Annotated in this window: 15 protein-coding genes; 9 read left to right on the top strand and 6 right to left on the bottom strand. The window is 65.4% G+C overall.

The window, feature by feature from the left end; genetic code table 11:
* Positions 1–4 precede the first annotated feature (4 nt).
* The 7 genes from B4920_RS14540 (at position 5) to B4920_RS14510 (ending at position 6,553) form a co-directional block, all read left to right on the top strand.
* Positions 5–913: a metal ABC transporter solute-binding protein, Zn/Mn family gene (locus tag B4920_RS14540; RefSeq protein ID WP_079435423.1), complete on the top strand. Its 909-nt coding sequence runs from the start codon at positions 5–7 to the stop codon at positions 911–913.
* 10 nt (positions 914–923) lie between these two features.
* Complete coding sequence (locus B4920_RS14535; RefSeq protein ID WP_079435422.1) at positions 924–1,493, top strand: ATP-binding cassette domain-containing protein; 570 nt, start codon at positions 924–926, stop codon at positions 1,491–1,493.
* Complete coding sequence (locus B4920_RS14530) at positions 1,490–2,281, top strand: metal ABC transporter permease (RefSeq protein WP_079435421.1); 792 nt, start codon at positions 1,490–1,492, stop codon at positions 2,279–2,281. Before B4920_RS14535 ends, B4920_RS14530 begins: the two co-directional genes overlap by 4 nt.
* 73 nt (positions 2,282–2,354) lie before the next feature.
* A complete protein-coding gene (locus B4920_RS14525; RefSeq protein WP_139379515.1) occupies positions 2,355–3,581 on the top strand; it encodes an STAS domain-containing protein in 1,227 nt (408 codons plus the stop codon).
* A gap of 76 nt (positions 3,582–3,657) precedes the next feature.
* Positions 3,658–4,197, top strand: a complete 540-nt coding sequence (gene hslV, locus B4920_RS14520) for an ATP-dependent protease subunit HslV (protein WP_079435419.1) — start codon at positions 3,658–3,660, stop codon at positions 4,195–4,197.
* Entirely contained in the window at positions 4,194–5,531 is a 1,338-nt protein-coding gene (hslU, locus tag B4920_RS14515; protein ID WP_079435418.1) for an ATP-dependent protease ATPase subunit HslU, read from the top strand. The genes hslV and hslU overlap by 4 nt, the downstream gene beginning before the upstream one ends.
* A 149-nt stretch (positions 5,532–5,680) precedes the next feature.
* Positions 5,681–6,553: an AEC family transporter gene (locus tag B4920_RS14510; RefSeq protein ID WP_079435417.1), complete on the top strand. Its 873-nt coding sequence runs from the start codon at positions 5,681–5,683 to the stop codon at positions 6,551–6,553.
* Between the two features lie 16 nt (positions 6,554–6,569).
* Here B4920_RS14510 and B4920_RS14505 read toward each other — a convergent pair whose 3' ends face one another.
* From B4920_RS14505 to B4920_RS14495, 3 genes are read right to left on the bottom strand one after another with little or no spacing between them, the layout of a single operon-like run.
* Positions 6,570–6,971: an RNA-binding S4 domain-containing protein gene (locus B4920_RS14505; protein ID WP_079435416.1), complete on the bottom strand. Its 402-nt coding sequence runs from the start codon at positions 6,969–6,971 to the stop codon at positions 6,570–6,572.
* Entirely contained in the window at positions 6,968–7,510 is a 543-nt protein-coding gene (locus B4920_RS14500; RefSeq protein WP_079435415.1) for a response regulator transcription factor, read from the bottom strand. Before B4920_RS14500 ends, B4920_RS14505 begins: the two co-directional genes overlap by 4 nt.
* Entirely contained in the window at positions 7,507–8,772 is a 1,266-nt protein-coding gene (locus B4920_RS14495; RefSeq protein ID WP_079435414.1) for an ATP-binding protein, read from the bottom strand. Before B4920_RS14495 ends, B4920_RS14500 begins: the two co-directional genes overlap by 4 nt.
* Positions 8,773–9,062: 290 nt before the next feature.
* Between B4920_RS14495 and B4920_RS14490 the strand changes: the two genes are divergently transcribed.
* Positions 9,063–9,281: a Nif11-like leader peptide family natural product precursor gene (locus B4920_RS14490; RefSeq protein ID WP_079435413.1), complete on the top strand. Its 219-nt coding sequence runs from the start codon at positions 9,063–9,065 to the stop codon at positions 9,279–9,281.
* 258 nt (positions 9,282–9,539) lie between these two features.
* Positions 9,540–9,746, top strand: coding sequence for a cold-shock protein (locus B4920_RS14485; protein WP_079435412.1), 207 nt, complete (start codon positions 9,540–9,542; stop codon positions 9,744–9,746).
* Between the two features lie 201 nt (positions 9,747–9,947).
* Here B4920_RS14485 and B4920_RS14480 read toward each other — a convergent pair whose 3' ends face one another.
* The 3 genes from B4920_RS14480 to B4920_RS14470 all read right to left on the bottom strand — a co-directional run bounded on the left by B4920_RS14480 (position 9,948) and on the right by B4920_RS14470 (position 13,663).
* Complete coding sequence (locus tag B4920_RS14480) at positions 9,948–11,585, bottom strand: cation acetate symporter (protein ID WP_256376091.1); 1,638 nt, start codon at positions 11,583–11,585, stop codon at positions 9,948–9,950.
* Positions 11,586–11,614: 29 nt separating this feature from the next.
* Positions 11,615–11,926, bottom strand: coding sequence for a DUF485 domain-containing protein (locus B4920_RS14475; RefSeq protein ID WP_079435411.1), 312 nt, complete (start codon positions 11,924–11,926; stop codon positions 11,615–11,617).
* A gap of 105 nt (positions 11,927–12,031) precedes the next feature.
* Positions 12,032–13,663 (bottom strand): electron transfer flavoprotein-ubiquinone oxidoreductase, encoded by a 1,632-nt coding sequence (locus tag B4920_RS14470; RefSeq protein WP_079435410.1) that lies wholly within the window; start codon positions 13,661–13,663, stop codon positions 12,032–12,034.
* Positions 13,664–13,714: the final 51 nt, after the last annotated feature.

Genomic DNA, 13,714 nt, shown 5'->3' with positions numbered 1-13,714 from the left:
AAGGATGTTTTCGAAAGCAATTCTGCGTCTGGCCGTCGTCCTGATGGTCATCGCCGCGATGCCGGCTTCGGCCGCCCTCAACGTCTTCGCCACGGTGCCCGAATGGGCTGCGCTGGCCCGGGAGATCGGTGGCGACAAGGTGAATGTGTTTGCCGCCACCAATGCGCTGCAGGATCCGCACCGCATCGAGGCCAAGCCTTCGTTGATCGCTCGTGCCCGCAGCACCCAGCTGGTGATCGCCACCGGTGCCGAGCTGGAGGTCGGCTGGTTGCCGGTGGTCTTGCGGGAAGCCGGCAATGCGTCGATCCAGCCGGGGCAAGCGGGCTATTTCGAGGCTGCTTCGGCGGTCCGCCTGCTGGAGGTGCCGGCGCGTCTCGACCGGGCTGACGGTGACGTCCATCCGGGCGGCAATCCCCACATCCAGACCGATCCGCGCAACCTTCTGAAGGTGGCCGATGCGCTGACTGTCCGGCTGACTCAGCTGGATCCCGCCAACGCCGCCGCCTACAAGGCCGGCCTGGCCCGCTTCAGCGAGCGCTGGAAGGCTGCCCTGGTCCGTTGGGAGCAGGCTGCCGTGCCTTTGCGGGGCGTGCCCGTGTGGGTTCAGCATCGTTCCTTTCCTTACCTGGCCGACTGGCTCGGTCTGAAGGAGCTCGGTGCGCTCGAGCCGAAACCGGGTGTGGAGCCATCCAGCGCCCATCTGGCGGGTATCCTCGAGCGTCAGAAGGCAACGCCGGCACGCCTGATCCTGCGGGCCGCCTACGCCCGGCCCACCGCGTCGGAATGGCTGGGTGAGCGGGCGCATGTGCCGGTCGTCGTGTTGCCGTTCACCGTCGGCGGAGACGCCGAAGCGGGAGACCTGTTCGGCCTCTTCGACGATACCCTCCGGCGCCTGCTGGCCGCGCTGAAGTAAGGAGTGCCGGATGGCCGAGGATTTACTGCTGCGGGCGAGCGGACTGGTGGCAGGCTATGCCGCACCGGTGGCCGGCCCACTGAGTTTCGCATTGCACCGGGGCGAGATCCTCGGCCTGGCCGGCCCCAACGGGGCTGGCAAATCCACGTTGCTGAAGGCCTTGTGGGGTGGCGTGAAGGTGTTCGACGGCCGGCTCGAAAAAGCGCCTGACCTGCAGATATCCCACCAGGCGCAGGGCTTCGACGATCTGCGTGGGGTGCCGCTGACCGGGCGCGAACTGCTGGCGCTGACCGGCGCGAAGCCGGATGGCCTGCCATCCTGGCTGGCCGAGAGGCTGGACCGGCGCCTCGATCGCCTGTCCGGCGGCCAGCTGCAGTTTCTGCGTCTGTGGGCCTGCCTGACGGCACCGGCCGATCTGATCCTGCTCGACGAGCCGACCAACAACCTCGACCGTGCCGGCGTGGCCTACCTGGTCGACTGGCTGGGCCACGCCCATGCAGGGCAGGGAATCGTCATCGTGTCCCACGACCACGGGTTGATCGACGAGGTGTGTACGCGCGTGGTGGAGATTGGCGCATGAGTTTCGATCTGCTGTTCGACCCCCTGTTCCGGGTACCCTTCTTCACCGGCCTGCTGCTGGCCGGGCTATTGCCGCTGATCGGCATGTACCTGCGCCTGCGCAACGAGTGGCTGGCTGCGCTGGCCTTTGCGCAGATGGCCTCGGCCGGTGCCTTGCTGGCCATGGTCCTGGACTGGCCGATGGTGATCGGCGGTGTGCTGGCGGCCCTGCTGGCGGCCTTGTTGAAAGGGTTGGCGGCCCGGGCCGGCGCCAACGCTTACGCGCTGATGATGTTGCTGGCCTGGGCCGGCGGCGTGCTGCTGGTGGCCAACCATCCGCTGGCCGAACAGGCCGGGCATGCCTTGTTCGACGGCCAGTTGTACTTCACCGGCGAAGGTCATCTGGCGGCGGCGGCACTTGTCTGCGTCGTCGTCCTGCCCCTGCTGGCGTGGCTGTCCCGGCCCTTGCTGCTCGGACGTTTCTTTCCGGCCTTTTACCGGGCGCGGGGGCGTAGTGAACGGCCGCGGCTGATGTTGTTCGACCTGCTCGCCGGGCTGGCGGTGGCCCTGGCGACGGTGAGTCTCGGTGTGATGGCGGCCTTTGCGCTGGTGTTCGTCCCCCCGCTGATCGCTTACCGTTTCGGCAACAGTTGGCGCACCGGCCTGGCCTGGTCTGCGGCGATCGGGATGGTGGGTTACAGCTGCGCCTTTGCGGCTTCGCTGGGCTTCGATCAGCCCTTCGGTCCGGTATGTGTATTGCTGATGGTTATGCTCTTTGTCGTGTCTTCCGTGAAATACGACCGGATGTAAAACAGCGATTGGGTGCCTTGTTGAGTGGTATCCTTTTTAATTGTCAAAAGCAATTACCGCGGAGGATAGTGGAGTGGTGCTACCGTTTTTCGGCAAGAAGCCTGTACCTGCCGGAAGTCCTGCACCCCGTTCCCGGGCTTCGACGGGACCCGCTTCGTCACCTGCCGCCCCGTCTCCGGCTTCGGCCCCGCGCAGCTCCTCGTCCCGCTCGCCGGGGCCCCGTACCGAGGCTTCGTCCCTCGAGTTCACCGTCGCCGGTGGCGACCTGAGCCGGGTCCTGGCCCAGTGTGCCGACAAGGTGCATATCGAGGAGGGAGTCGAGGAAATGTCCCCTTCCGCGGAAGAGGCGGCCATTCTCTACGCCAACGGCGGCTACGACGATGCACGCTCCGTGCTGGAGCATGCGCTCGACACGACGACACTCAGCGACGCGCGCTTCGCGCTGTGGGGCATGCTGCTCGACCTGTTCCGGCTGACCGGTCAGAAGGAGCGCTTCGAAACCCTGAGCCTGACGTACGCGACGGAATTCGAGCGCTCACCGCCCGCCTGGCAGGATCTTTCCCTGCAGGTGTCGCGCGGCAGCGAAGCCAAGGTCCAGACCGTCAATCTGTCCGGCGTGCTGGGGGCCCAGGCGGCCGCCCAGTTTGCCCAGCTGATCCAGATCGGCATGCGCACCGGGGCACTGCGTATCGACCTGACCCGTTTGCGCGGTACCGACAGCGCGGGGGCGGAGTTGCTGCTGCGTGCCGTGCGGGGCCTGCGTCGGGCTAAGATCAAGCTGTCTCTGGTTGGTGCCCCGAATCTGGCCGCCGTGCTGGGGGGCATGGTGAAGAGCGGCAAGCGTGAGAACCAGACCATCTGGCTGCTGTTCCTCGAGATCCTGCAATACACCGATCAGCAGGAGCGCTTCGAGGAACAGGCTCTTGAATATGCGATGACCTTCGAGGAGTCGCCGCCGTCCTGGGAGCCGCCGCCGGTCGTGACCGACAGCCAGATCGGGGTCGAGTCTCTCGACGTCGAGATGAGCGACACCTATGTGCTGGAAGGTGAGGTGACCGGCCCCAACGCCGACATGCTGCGCAAGATTGCCAGCTTTGCCCACAACCGTACCAAGGTGGAAGTGGACTGTAGCCGCTTGCGCCGCATGGACTTCGTGTCCGCCGGCACGTTGTTCAATGTGCTGTCCCAATTGCACGCCCAGGGGCGTCTGGTGGTCCTGAGGGGCGTCAACTCGATGGTGGCGGCCCTTATGCAGGTGATGGGCGTCGACCAGGTGGCGCGCATCGAACTACGCGGCTGAGCCGCGATCGGTCAAGCCAGATAATTTGCGGGCCCGCGGGGCTTGCAATCGTTTTTTTCGCCCCCAGATCGGTCCGATGGAACAATATCACGGCACAACCATTCTCTCGGTCCGGCGTGGCCGGCACGTGGCCCTCGGCGGCGACGGCCAGGTCACGCTCGGCAACATCGTCATCAAGGCCAGCGCCCGCAAGGTCCGCAAGCTCTACCAGGATCGCATCCTGGCCGGCTTCGCCGGTGGTACCGCGGACGCCTTCACGCTGTTTGAGCGCTTCGAGGCCAAGCTCGAGAAGCATCAGGGCAACCTGGTGCGCAGCGCTGTCGAACTCGCCAAGGACTGGCGTACCGACCGCGCGTTGCGTCGTCTGGAAGCCATGCTGGCGGTGGCCGACCTGGACAACTCCCTGATCATCACCGGCAACGGCGATGTTCTGGAGCCGGAGCAGGGCATCGTCGCCATCGGCAGCGGCGGCGCCTACGCCCAGGCGGCGGCCCGGGCCCTCATCGAGAACACCGAGCTGGCGCCCGAGGAGGTCATCAAGAAGTCACTGACCATCGCCGGCGACCTGTGCATCTATACCAACCAGTGCCACACCATCGAGGTGCTGACCCCATGACCCAGATGACGCCTCCGGAGATCGTCTCCGAACTCGACAAGCACATCGTCGGCCAGGGCAAGGCCAAGAAGGCCGTCGCCGTGGCCCTGCGCAACCGCTGGCGGCGTGCCCAGGTAGCCGAGCCGCTGAAGAGCGAGATCACCCCCAAGAACATCCTGATGATCGGCCCGACCGGTGTCGGCAAGACCGAGATCGCCCGTCGCCTGGCTCGCCTGGCCAATGCGCCCTTCATCAAGATCGAGGCGACCAAGTTCACCGAGGTCGGCTATGTCGGCCGCGACGTGGACACCATCATCCGCGACCTGGTGGAGATCGCCATCAAGGGCCATCGCGAGCAGGCCATGAAGAAGGTCCGCGACCGCGCGCTGGACGCCGCCGAAGATCGCGTGCTCGACATCCTGCTGCCGCCGGCGCGGCCGACCGTCGGTTTCGGCGAGGACGCCCCGGCTGCCGAAGATAACGCCACCCGCCAGAAATTCCGCAAGAAGCTGCGCGAGGGCGAGCTCGACGACAAGGAGATCGAACTCGAAGTGTCGGTGCCCGGCATGACCGCCGAGATCCTCGCACCCCCGGGCATGGAAGAGCTCACCGGTCAGCTCCAGAGCATGTTCCAGAACATCGGCGGCGGAAAGAAGAAGTCGCGCAAGCTGAAGATCAGCGAGGCCATCAAGCTGCTCGCCGACGAAGAGGCCGCCAAGCTGGTCAATGAGGAAGACCTCAAGACCGAGGCGCTGCGCATGGTCGAGCAGAACGGCATCGTCTTCCTCGACGAGATCGACAAGATCGCCACGCGCTCCGACAGCCACGGTGCCGACGTTTCCCGCCAGGGTGTGCAGCGCGACCTGCTGCCGCTGGTGGAGGGCACGACGATCAGCACCAAGTACGGGATGGTCAAGACCGACCACATCCTGTTCATCGCCAGCGGGGCCTTCCACCTGTCCCGCCCGAGCGACCTGATCCCCGAACTGCAGGGCCGCTTCCCGATCCGCGTCGAGCTGGAGTCCCTGTCCGTCGAGGATTTCGAGCGCATCCTGACCCAGACCGACGCCTGCCTGACCCGCCAGTACCAGGCCCTGCTGGCCACCGACGACGTGAGCCTCGAGTTCGCGCCGGAAGGCATCCGCCGCCTGGCGGAGATCGCCTTCCAGGTGAACGAGAAGACCGAGAACATCGGTGCCCGTCGCCTGTATACCGTGATGGAAAAGCTGCTCGAGGAGCTCGCCTTCGAAGCCGGCAAGGCTGGCGCGCAGCAGGTGCTGGTCGATGCGGCCTACGTGGATGCCCGCCTGGAGGTCCTGGCCCAGCGCGAAGATCTCGCCCGCTACGTGCTGTAATACGCCGCGCTACCGCATGACATGAAATGAGGGGCGGCCTGGGCAGCCCCTCATTTCATTTGCAGGATGAATCGCGTATATGTGTCGAGGCACGCAGCCACTGGGAGGGGGCGGCGTGTCGCTTCCCTCAACTACTTGCTTGCGTCCCCATGCTCCTCCGCATCGTTTCCATCCTGTTCCCGCTGTTTGCCATCACCGCCGTCGGCTATCTGGTCGGCAAGCGCTCCCGCCCCGACCTGTCCCACGCCAACAAGCTGAACCTGGACGTCTTCGTGCCGGCGCTGGTGTTCGCGGCGCTCGCCAACAAGTCCTTCCACATCGTCGAATACCTGCCGCTGCTGTGGGTGACGCTGGCCCTGGTGATCGGTTCGGGCCTGCTCGGCTGGGCGGCGGCCAAGCTGTTCGGTTATGCGCCGAAGACCTTCATGCCGCCGATCATGTTCAACAACTGCGGCAACCTGGGGCTGCCGCTGGCCGTGCTGGCCTTCGGGGAGCAGGCGCTGGCGCCGGCGGTGGTGATGTTCATGGTTTCCAACCTGCTGCACTTTTCCTTCGGTGCCTGGTTGCTGGATCACCACACCCGGCTGATCAATGTCTGGAAGGTGCCGTCGGTGCTGGCCACCGTGGCCGGCCTGGCGGTCGGCATCGCCGGCATCGAGGTGTGGCAGCCGGCGATGCTGGCGATCAAGATGCTCGGCGACATCTCGATTCCGCTGATGCTGTTTGCGTTGGGCGTGCGCCTCACCGAGTCGCGCATCGCCGAGATTCGTCTCGGCCTGCTCGGCGCAGTGGCGCGCCCGGTGATCGGCATGGCGCTGGCCGCCGGGCTGATGCTGCTGGTGCCGCTGGCGCCCCAGGAGCGGGCCTTGTTGATGGTGTTCGGCGCGCTGCCGCCGGCGGTGCTCAACTACATGTTTGCCGAGCGTTATCACCAGGAGCCGGAGAAGGTCGCCTCCATCGTGCTGATCGGCAACCTGGCTGCGCTGGGTTTCCTGCCGCTGGCGCTGGCCCTCGGCCTGTAAGCTCCGGTTCTTAAGCTCAGAACTCGCCGGTGAAGCGGCCCATCTGGCGGCGGTCGCGTTTGGTCGGGCGGCCGTGCAGGTCGGCGCCCGGCGTGGCGGCGAGTTTGCCCTGCTCCTTCTGGTTTTCCCGCGCGGCGGTGCTGTCGGCGGTTTCCTCATAGAGGCTCTGGGCGACCGGGGCACTGCCGCGCTTGTCGGCGATGCCCTTCACGATCACCTTGAAGTGTGTTTCGGCGAGCTGGATGTCGACGGTGTCACCGATCTTCACTTCCTTGGCTGGCTTCACGCGGATGCCGTTGAGCTGGATCTTGCCGCCATCCACGGCTTCGGTGGCCAGCGTGCGGTGCTTGAAAAAGCGCGCCGCCCACAGCCATTTGTCGAGGCGGACGCGATCGTCGGGGTTGTCTGAAGGTTTCATTCCTTGACCGGCCGCTTGGCCAGTTTCCGTTGCAGGGTACGTCGGTGCATTTTAAGCGCACGCGCCGTGGCCGACACATTGCCGTCGTGCTCGGCGAGCACCCGCTGGATGTGCTCCCACTCCAGCCGGTCCACCGACATCGGACTGGCGGCCACCTCGTCGTCGATGACGACTTCGGTGGCGTTGAGCGCCTTCAGGATGGCGTCTACGTCGACCGGCTTGGCCAGGTACTGGGTGGCACCGAGCTTGATCGCATCCACCGTGGTGGTGATGCTGGCGTAGCCGGTGAGGACCAGGATGCGGCAGTCCGGGTTGACGGCCAGCAGCGGCTCGATGAGGCGCAGGCCGGAGCTGCCGCCGATGTTGAGATCCAGCACCACGTATTCCGGCTCGTGCTGGCGGGCCAGGGTCAGCGCCGTCTCGGGCTCGTGGGCGCCGAAGACGGCGAAGCCGCGCTGGCCGAGGGCACGGGTCAGTACGCGGTTGAAAGCGGGGTCGTCGTCGATGACGAGGATGTGTGGAGCGTCCGGCTGGGTCATGGGCGAAGGGCGGGCAGGGGAAGGGTGAGGGTGGCGACAGTGCCGCCGCCATCGCGGGGTGTGAAGACGATGTGGCCGCCACAGCGTTCGACCGCGCCGAAGGCGAGCAGCAGGCCGATGCCGAGGCCTTCGCTGCGGCTGTCCAGGGCCTGGCGTCCGGCCTGGGGCTGTCGTTCGGCGGGCATGCCGGGGCCGCGGTCGAGCACGCGGACGATCAAGGCCTCGTCCGCGACTGCGGCTTCGCACTCGACGCCGGCCGGGCAGGCGTCGGCTGCATTGTTGATGAGGTTGTGGATGGCCTGCTCCAGCGTCGCGTCGGCGATCAGGGCCGGTGCCGGCTGGCCGCAGTCGCAGCGCACCGCCAGCGGAACGTGGGGGCGCAGGCGCCGCCAGCGCTCGGCGATGCCCCGCAGCCAGGCATCGGCGGGCATGGTTTCGCCGCCTTCGGCGCGCAGGCTGCCGGCCCGCAGCGTCAGGCCGCCGAGGATCGTCTTGCAGTGGGCGATCTGCTCGCGCAGCAGTTCGGCGTCGGCGCGGGTGTCGTCGTCGAGCTGGGGATTGCGGGCCAGTTCGCCGGCGAGGATCGCCATCGTGCCCAGCGGTGTACCCAGTTCGTGGGCCGCGCCGGCCGCCAGGTTGCCGAGGGCGACGATGCGTTCGTTGCGCAGGCGGGACTCCCGGGCCTCGGCGAGGGCCTGGTCGCGGCTACGGATCGCGGCAGTCATGCGCACCACGTACCACACGATGACCCCGGCCGACAGGGAAAAGGTCAGCCACATGCCGGCCAGGTGCCAATGCACGGCCAGCCCCGAATCGTAGATATCGAGCTGTTCGTTGAATTCCCACAGGATCGAGTAGGCCGCTACCGCCAGCAGTGCCAGCAGCCAGGCCCAGTGGGCGGCAAGGCTGGCCGCGCCGATAGCCACCAGCGGCAGCAGCAGGGAGATCAGCGGATTGGTTGCACCGCCGGTGAAGTACAGGAAGGCGCTCCAGCCGAGGAGGTCAACCACCAGCTGCAGGAACAGTTCGACGCCGCGCACCTCGTTGAGACGACGTGCGCGCAGTACGCTGGCGCCGTTGAACAGTGCCAGCGCTACCCAGATGTCGAGAAGGGGGCGCCCCGGCAGTGGAATGTCGAGCAGCCACGGCACCGCGACAATGGTTATCAGCATGCCGCCCAGGGACAGCCAGCGCAGGCTGATCAGGCGGCGTAGCGCTTCGGCGGGGCGGGGCGGACGGTCGGTGGGTATCGGTAGCGGCATCGGGCCATTATCCCCGAAGCGGAGGAGGGTAAGCGCCGGCAGGCAGTGGGTGACAGGGCGCCGGGGGGAGCGGCGTGCCTGCCGGTGGAATGCACTGTAGCGGGCCTGATGGACGGCGGGAATGCGGTCGATTGTCGCAGGTGGCGCATTCCTTGCTGTCTGCCTGATGACGCCCGGTTTCACAGGCGTTTTTGGAGGGCTTGCGACGACAAAATCCATTCCTGCCGGAGTGTTTTGTCGGAAACCTCGCAGTCCGACCGTTCGATCAGCAATTGCACAGGAAGAACCGTATGGCTATCAAGGACATCAAGGCCTTTTCCGATCTGGCCCGTACCAACCCCGAACTGAAGGACAAACTCGCCGCTTGTCAGAAAATCCGCGAGATGCTGACTCTGGCGAAGGAGTACGACTTCACCCTCGACGAGCAGGAGCTCTACCCGCCCAATGAGCCCCAGTTCACGGCGGAGCAGCTGTCCGAACGGATGGTGAAGGCCCTGCTGCGCGCCTGATCCGCGAAGGCCATCGTGGCGTGGCTGATGGCGCGGCAGGATGGCCAGAACTATTTTTGTGTCGTGATGCAAATAGTGTTTGCGTTGGCGTTGTTTTCAGTGCACAGTGCGGCCTTGCGATCTTCAAGAAGTAGTGTTGTTGTTGTCTGGTTCAGTATCCGCAGTCCTGCGGTTGTCTTCCCTTCATCACCCCGCCGTCTTGAGCTTCGCCCTGCCCTGGGGGCAACTCCGTATTTTTTTATTTTAGGAATTATCAAAATGGCAACTGGTACCGTGAAGTGGTTCAATGACTCCAAGGGCTTCGGCTTTATCACCCCGGAAGGCGGCGGCGACGATCTGTTCGCTCATTTCTCCGCCATCCAGTCCAAGGGTTTCAAGACCCTGGCTGAAGGCCAGCGCGTGACGTTCGACATCGTCAGCGGCCCGAAGGGTCAGCAAGCCGCCAACATCCGCGCCGCCGAGTAATTTCGGTCCTGCGGAGCGATCCTGCCAGGCGCAGGAGCGCGGCACAAAAAAGCCCGGCATTTGCCGGGCTTTTTGCGTTTGCGGGCGGTGTGACTTCTCCATCAGCGCAAGGCGGGTTGGAAAAAAAGCGGGCGCCCTGGGGCGCCCGAAACATTCCTCGAGGGGGAGTGAGGAAAGATAAGGGATTGGTTTCCTGGCTTCTCAGTGGGTGCTGGCCGTCGCGGCGCCGATGCCGGTCTGGGAGCGCACGTACTGATCCTCGAAGCCGGCCTTGTCGGTCTGCGAGCGGGCGCTGCTGTCGGTCACCGAGAACAGCCAGGTGAAGAAGAAGGCCAGCGGCATCGAGAACAGAGCCGGTTGCTCGTACGGGAAGATCGGTGCGGCATTGCCGAGCACCACTACCCACACGGCCTTGGACAGCACCACCAGGGTCACTGCGGACACCAGTCCGACCAGGCCGCCGAGCAGCGCGCCACGGGTCGTCAGGCCCTTCCAGTACATGGACAGGATCAGGATCGGGAAGTTGGTGGAGGCGGCGATGCCGAAGGTCAGGCCGACCAGGAAGGCGATGTTCTGCTTCTCGAAGAGGATGCCGAGCAGCACCGCGACCACGCCGAGGGCCACCGTGGCGAGCTTGGAGATGCGCATCTCCTGGGTTTCGGTGGCGCTGCCCTTGCAGATCACCCGGGCGTAGATGTCGTGGGCGATGGCCGAGGCGCCGGCCAGGGCGAGGCCGGAGACGACCGCCAGGATGGTGGCGAAGGCAACCGCCGACATGAAGCCGAGGAACAGGTTGCCGCCCACGGCTTTGGCCAGGTGCATCACCGGCATGTTGCCGCCGCCGATCAGCTTGCCGGCAGTGTCGCCACCCTCGAAGAACTCGGGGTTGGTGCCGACGATGACGATCGCCATCAGGCCCAGCGCGCACACCACCATGAAGAAGTAGCCAATGCAGCCGCTCGCCACGAAGACGCTCTTGCGGGCTTCCTTGGCGTTGGGCACGGTGAAGAAGCGCATCATGATGTGGGGCAGGCCGGCGGTGCCGAAAACCAGGCCGAGGGACAGGGACACCGCGTTGACCGGATCGGCCAGCAGGGAGCCGGGGCCCATGATCTTGATGCCGTCCTTGTGCGCTTCCACGGCCTTCTGCGCGGCGGTTTCCAGGCTGAAGCCGAACTGGCTGAGGGCCAGGAACAGCAGCACGGTGCCGCCGAACAGCATCAGGCAGGCCTTGATGATCTGCACCCAGGTGGTGGCGATCATGCCGCCGAAGGTCACGTAGATCACCATCAGTACGCCGACGACGATCACCGCGGTGGTGTAGTCGAGGCCGAACAGCAGCTTGATGAGCTGGCCGGCGCCGACCATCTGCACGATCAGGTAGAAGCACACCACGGTCAGCGAGCCGAAGGCGGCGAAGCTGCGGATGGTGCCCTGGTCGAGTCGGTAGGAGGCGATGTCGGCAAAGGTGAACTTGCCCAGGTTGCGCAGGCGCTCGGCCATCAGGAACAGGATCACCGGCCAGCCGACGAAGAAGCCGATGGCGTAGATGAAGCCGTCCAGGCCCTTCGAGAAGGTCATCGCCGACAGGCCCAGCAGGGTCGCTGCGGACATGTAGTCACCGGCGATCGCCAGGCCGTTCTGGAAGCCGGTGATGCCCCCGCCGGCGGTGTAGAAATCGGCGGTGGACTTGGTGCGGCTGGCCGCCCAGTACGTGATGCCCATGGTGGCCACCACGAACACGAAGAACATGCCGATGGCGGTCATGTTGAGAGGCTGCTTCTGCACGGCGCCGATGGCGTCGGCAGCATAAGCGGCGGCGCCCATCAGGGTCAGCAGCGTCGCGCCGAGGAGTTGTTTGCGTGCGCTCACTTGGTGGCCTCCTGGATGATCTCGTTGTTGAGACGGTCGAACTCACCGTTGGAGCGGCTGACGAACCAGCCGGTGAGCAGCCAGGAGCCGATGATGATGGCGGCCCCGATGGGGACTCCGATGGTGAGGGTCGAGCCCGCCGAAATCGGCGTGCGCATCACCTCGGGGGCGAAGGCGACGAGCATCATCATCGCGTAGTAGGTGATCAGCACGACGGCGCTGAGCATGTAGGCAAAGCGGCTGCGCTTGCCCTCAAGTTCCGAGAAGCGCGGGTTGGCCCGGACTTTTCTGTAGATCTCCGCTGACATGGTTCCTCCTTTGGAAGGTGTTGAAGGTCTCTGGTTTTTCTAGTTGTGTGGGGGTGAGTGCTGTTCTCCCCCCGGTCTTGCTTTTTTTATGGGTACTACGGTGTCTTACATGTTCGGGTAGTTCGGGCCGCCGCCTCCTTCGGGCACCGCCCAGTCGATGTTCTGTGTCGGGTCCTTGATGTCGCAGGTCTTGCAGTGCAGGCAGTTCTGCGCGTTGATCTGCATGCGCGGGCCGCTTGGGTCCTCGACGATTTCGTACACGCCGGCCGGGCAGTAGCGGGTTTCCGGTGCGTTGTAGAGGGCCAGGTTGGTGGCGATCGGCACCGAGGCGTCCTTCAGACGCAGGTGGCAGGGCTGCTCCTCGCTGTGGTTGGTGGCCGAGATGAACACCGACGACAGGCGGTCGAAGCTGATCTTGCCGTCGGGCTTCGGATAGACGATCGGCGCGCACTCGGAGGCCTTCTTCAGCTGGGTGTGGTCGGCGTGGTGATGCAGCGTCCACGGCGCCCGGCCCTTCAGCAGGAAGGTGTCGATGGCGCTGTAGGCGATGCCGCCCCACAGGCCCCAGCGGAAGCTCGGGCGGATGTTGCGCACGGTGTACAGCTCGTCCCACAGCCAGCTCTTCTTCAGGCGTTCCGGGTAGCCGAGCACTTCATGGCCGGTCTGTCCTTCGGCACCGAGGTGGGCGAAGATCGCCTCGGCGGCCTCGATGCCCGACTTCATGGCCATGTGGGTACCCTTGACCTTCGGCACGTTGAGGAAGCCGGCGGTGTCGCCAACCAGCACGCCGCCGGGGAAGGTGAGCTTGGGCACCGACTGGAAGCCGCCTTCGTTGAGGGCCCGCGCACCGTAGGCGATGCGCCGGCCACCCTCGAAGAACTTGCGGATCTCCGGATGGGTCTTGAAGCGCTGGAATTCCTCGTAGGGCGACAGGTGCGGGTTGCTGTAGTCGAGGCCGACCACGAAGCCGACGGCGACCTGGTTGTTTTCCAGGTGATACAGGAAGGAACCGCCATACACGTCGGACGACACCGGCCAGCCGACGGTATGTATGGTGAGGCCCGGCTGATGGACTTCGGGGCGGACTTCCCACAGCTCCTTGATGCCGATGCCGTAGGTCTGCGGATCGGCGCCGTCGCGCAGGTTGAACTTGGTAAACAAGCCCTTGGTCAGGGAGCCGCGGCAGCCTTCGGAGAACACCGTCTGACGGGCGTGCAGCTCGATACCCGGCTGGTGGTTGGGGCCGGGTTCGCCATTCTTCTCGAGGCCCATGTCGCCGGTGGCGATGCCCTTCACCGAGCCGTCCTCGTGGTAGAGCACCTCGGCAGCGGCGAAGCCCGGGTAGATCTCGACGCCCAGTTCTTCGGCCTGCTGGCCGAGCCAGCGCACCACGTTGCCGAGGCTGACGATGTAGTTGCCGTCGTTGTGCATCTGCGGCGGGGTGGGCAGCTTGTAGGCCTTGTCGGTGGTCAGGAACAGGAAACGGTCTTCCTTCACCGGCGTGTTGAGGGGCGCGCCGCGCTCCTTCCAGTCGGGGAAGAGTTCTTCCAGGGAGCGGGTTTCGATGACCGCGCCGGACAGGATGTGGGCACCGACTTCGGAGCCTTTCTCGACGACGCACACCGAAAGCTCGCTGCCGGCCTTCGCGGCCAGTTGCTTCAGGCGGATCGCGGTCGTCAGGCCGGAAGGGCCTGCGCCGACGATCACCACGTCGTATTCCATCGCGTCACGGGTCATTGCTGCGTTCTCCAGAAATTCAGGTTGCACGTGCCCTGTGGGGGCGAATTC

The organism is Zoogloea sp. LCSB751, from assembly GCF_002028455.1.
GTDB lineage: Bacteria > Pseudomonadota > Gammaproteobacteria > Burkholderiales > Rhodocyclaceae > Zoogloea.
This window is presented reverse-complemented; position numbering and strand designations above follow the sequence as displayed.

Excerpts from the sequence above, each read along its gene's own strand:
- B4920_RS14530 (WP_079435421.1), top strand. The coding sequence starts at position 1,490 with ATGAGTTTCGATCTGCTGTTCGACCCCCTGTTCCGGGTACCCTTCTTC.
- B4920_RS14485 (WP_079435412.1), top strand. The coding sequence starts at position 9,540 with ATGGCAACTGGTACCGTGAAGTGGTTCAATGACTCCAAGGGCTTCGGC.
- B4920_RS14540 (WP_079435423.1), top strand. The coding sequence starts at position 5 with ATGTTTTCGAAAGCAATTCTGCGTCTGGCCGTCGTCCTGATGGTCATC.
- B4920_RS14505 (WP_079435416.1), bottom strand. The coding sequence starts at position 6,971 with ATGAAACCTTCAGACAACCCCGACGATCGCGTCCGCCTCGACAAATGG.
- B4920_RS14535 (WP_079435422.1), top strand. The coding sequence starts at position 924 with ATGGCCGAGGATTTACTGCTGCGGGCGAGCGGACTGGTGGCAGGCTAT.
- B4920_RS14470 (WP_079435410.1), bottom strand. The coding sequence starts at position 13,663 with ATGACCCGTGACGCGATGGAATACGACGTGGTGATCGTCGGCGCAGGC.
- B4920_RS14495 (WP_079435414.1), bottom strand. The coding sequence starts at position 8,772 with ATGCCGCTACCGATACCCACCGACCGTCCGCCCCGCCCCGCCGAAGCG.
- B4920_RS14500 (WP_079435415.1), bottom strand. The coding sequence starts at position 7,510 with ATGACCCAGCCGGACGCTCCACACATCCTCGTCATCGACGACGACCCC.
- hslV (WP_079435419.1), top strand. The coding sequence starts at position 3,658 with ATGGAACAATATCACGGCACAACCATTCTCTCGGTCCGGCGTGGCCGG.
- B4920_RS14490 (WP_079435413.1), top strand. The coding sequence starts at position 9,063 with ATGGCTATCAAGGACATCAAGGCCTTTTCCGATCTGGCCCGTACCAAC.
- B4920_RS14475 (WP_079435411.1), bottom strand. The coding sequence starts at position 11,926 with ATGTCAGCGGAGATCTACAGAAAAGTCCGGGCCAACCCGCGCTTCTCG.
- B4920_RS14510 (WP_079435417.1), top strand. The coding sequence starts at position 5,681 with ATGCTCCTCCGCATCGTTTCCATCCTGTTCCCGCTGTTTGCCATCACC.
- hslU (WP_079435418.1), top strand. The coding sequence starts at position 4,194 with ATGACCCAGATGACGCCTCCGGAGATCGTCTCCGAACTCGACAAGCAC.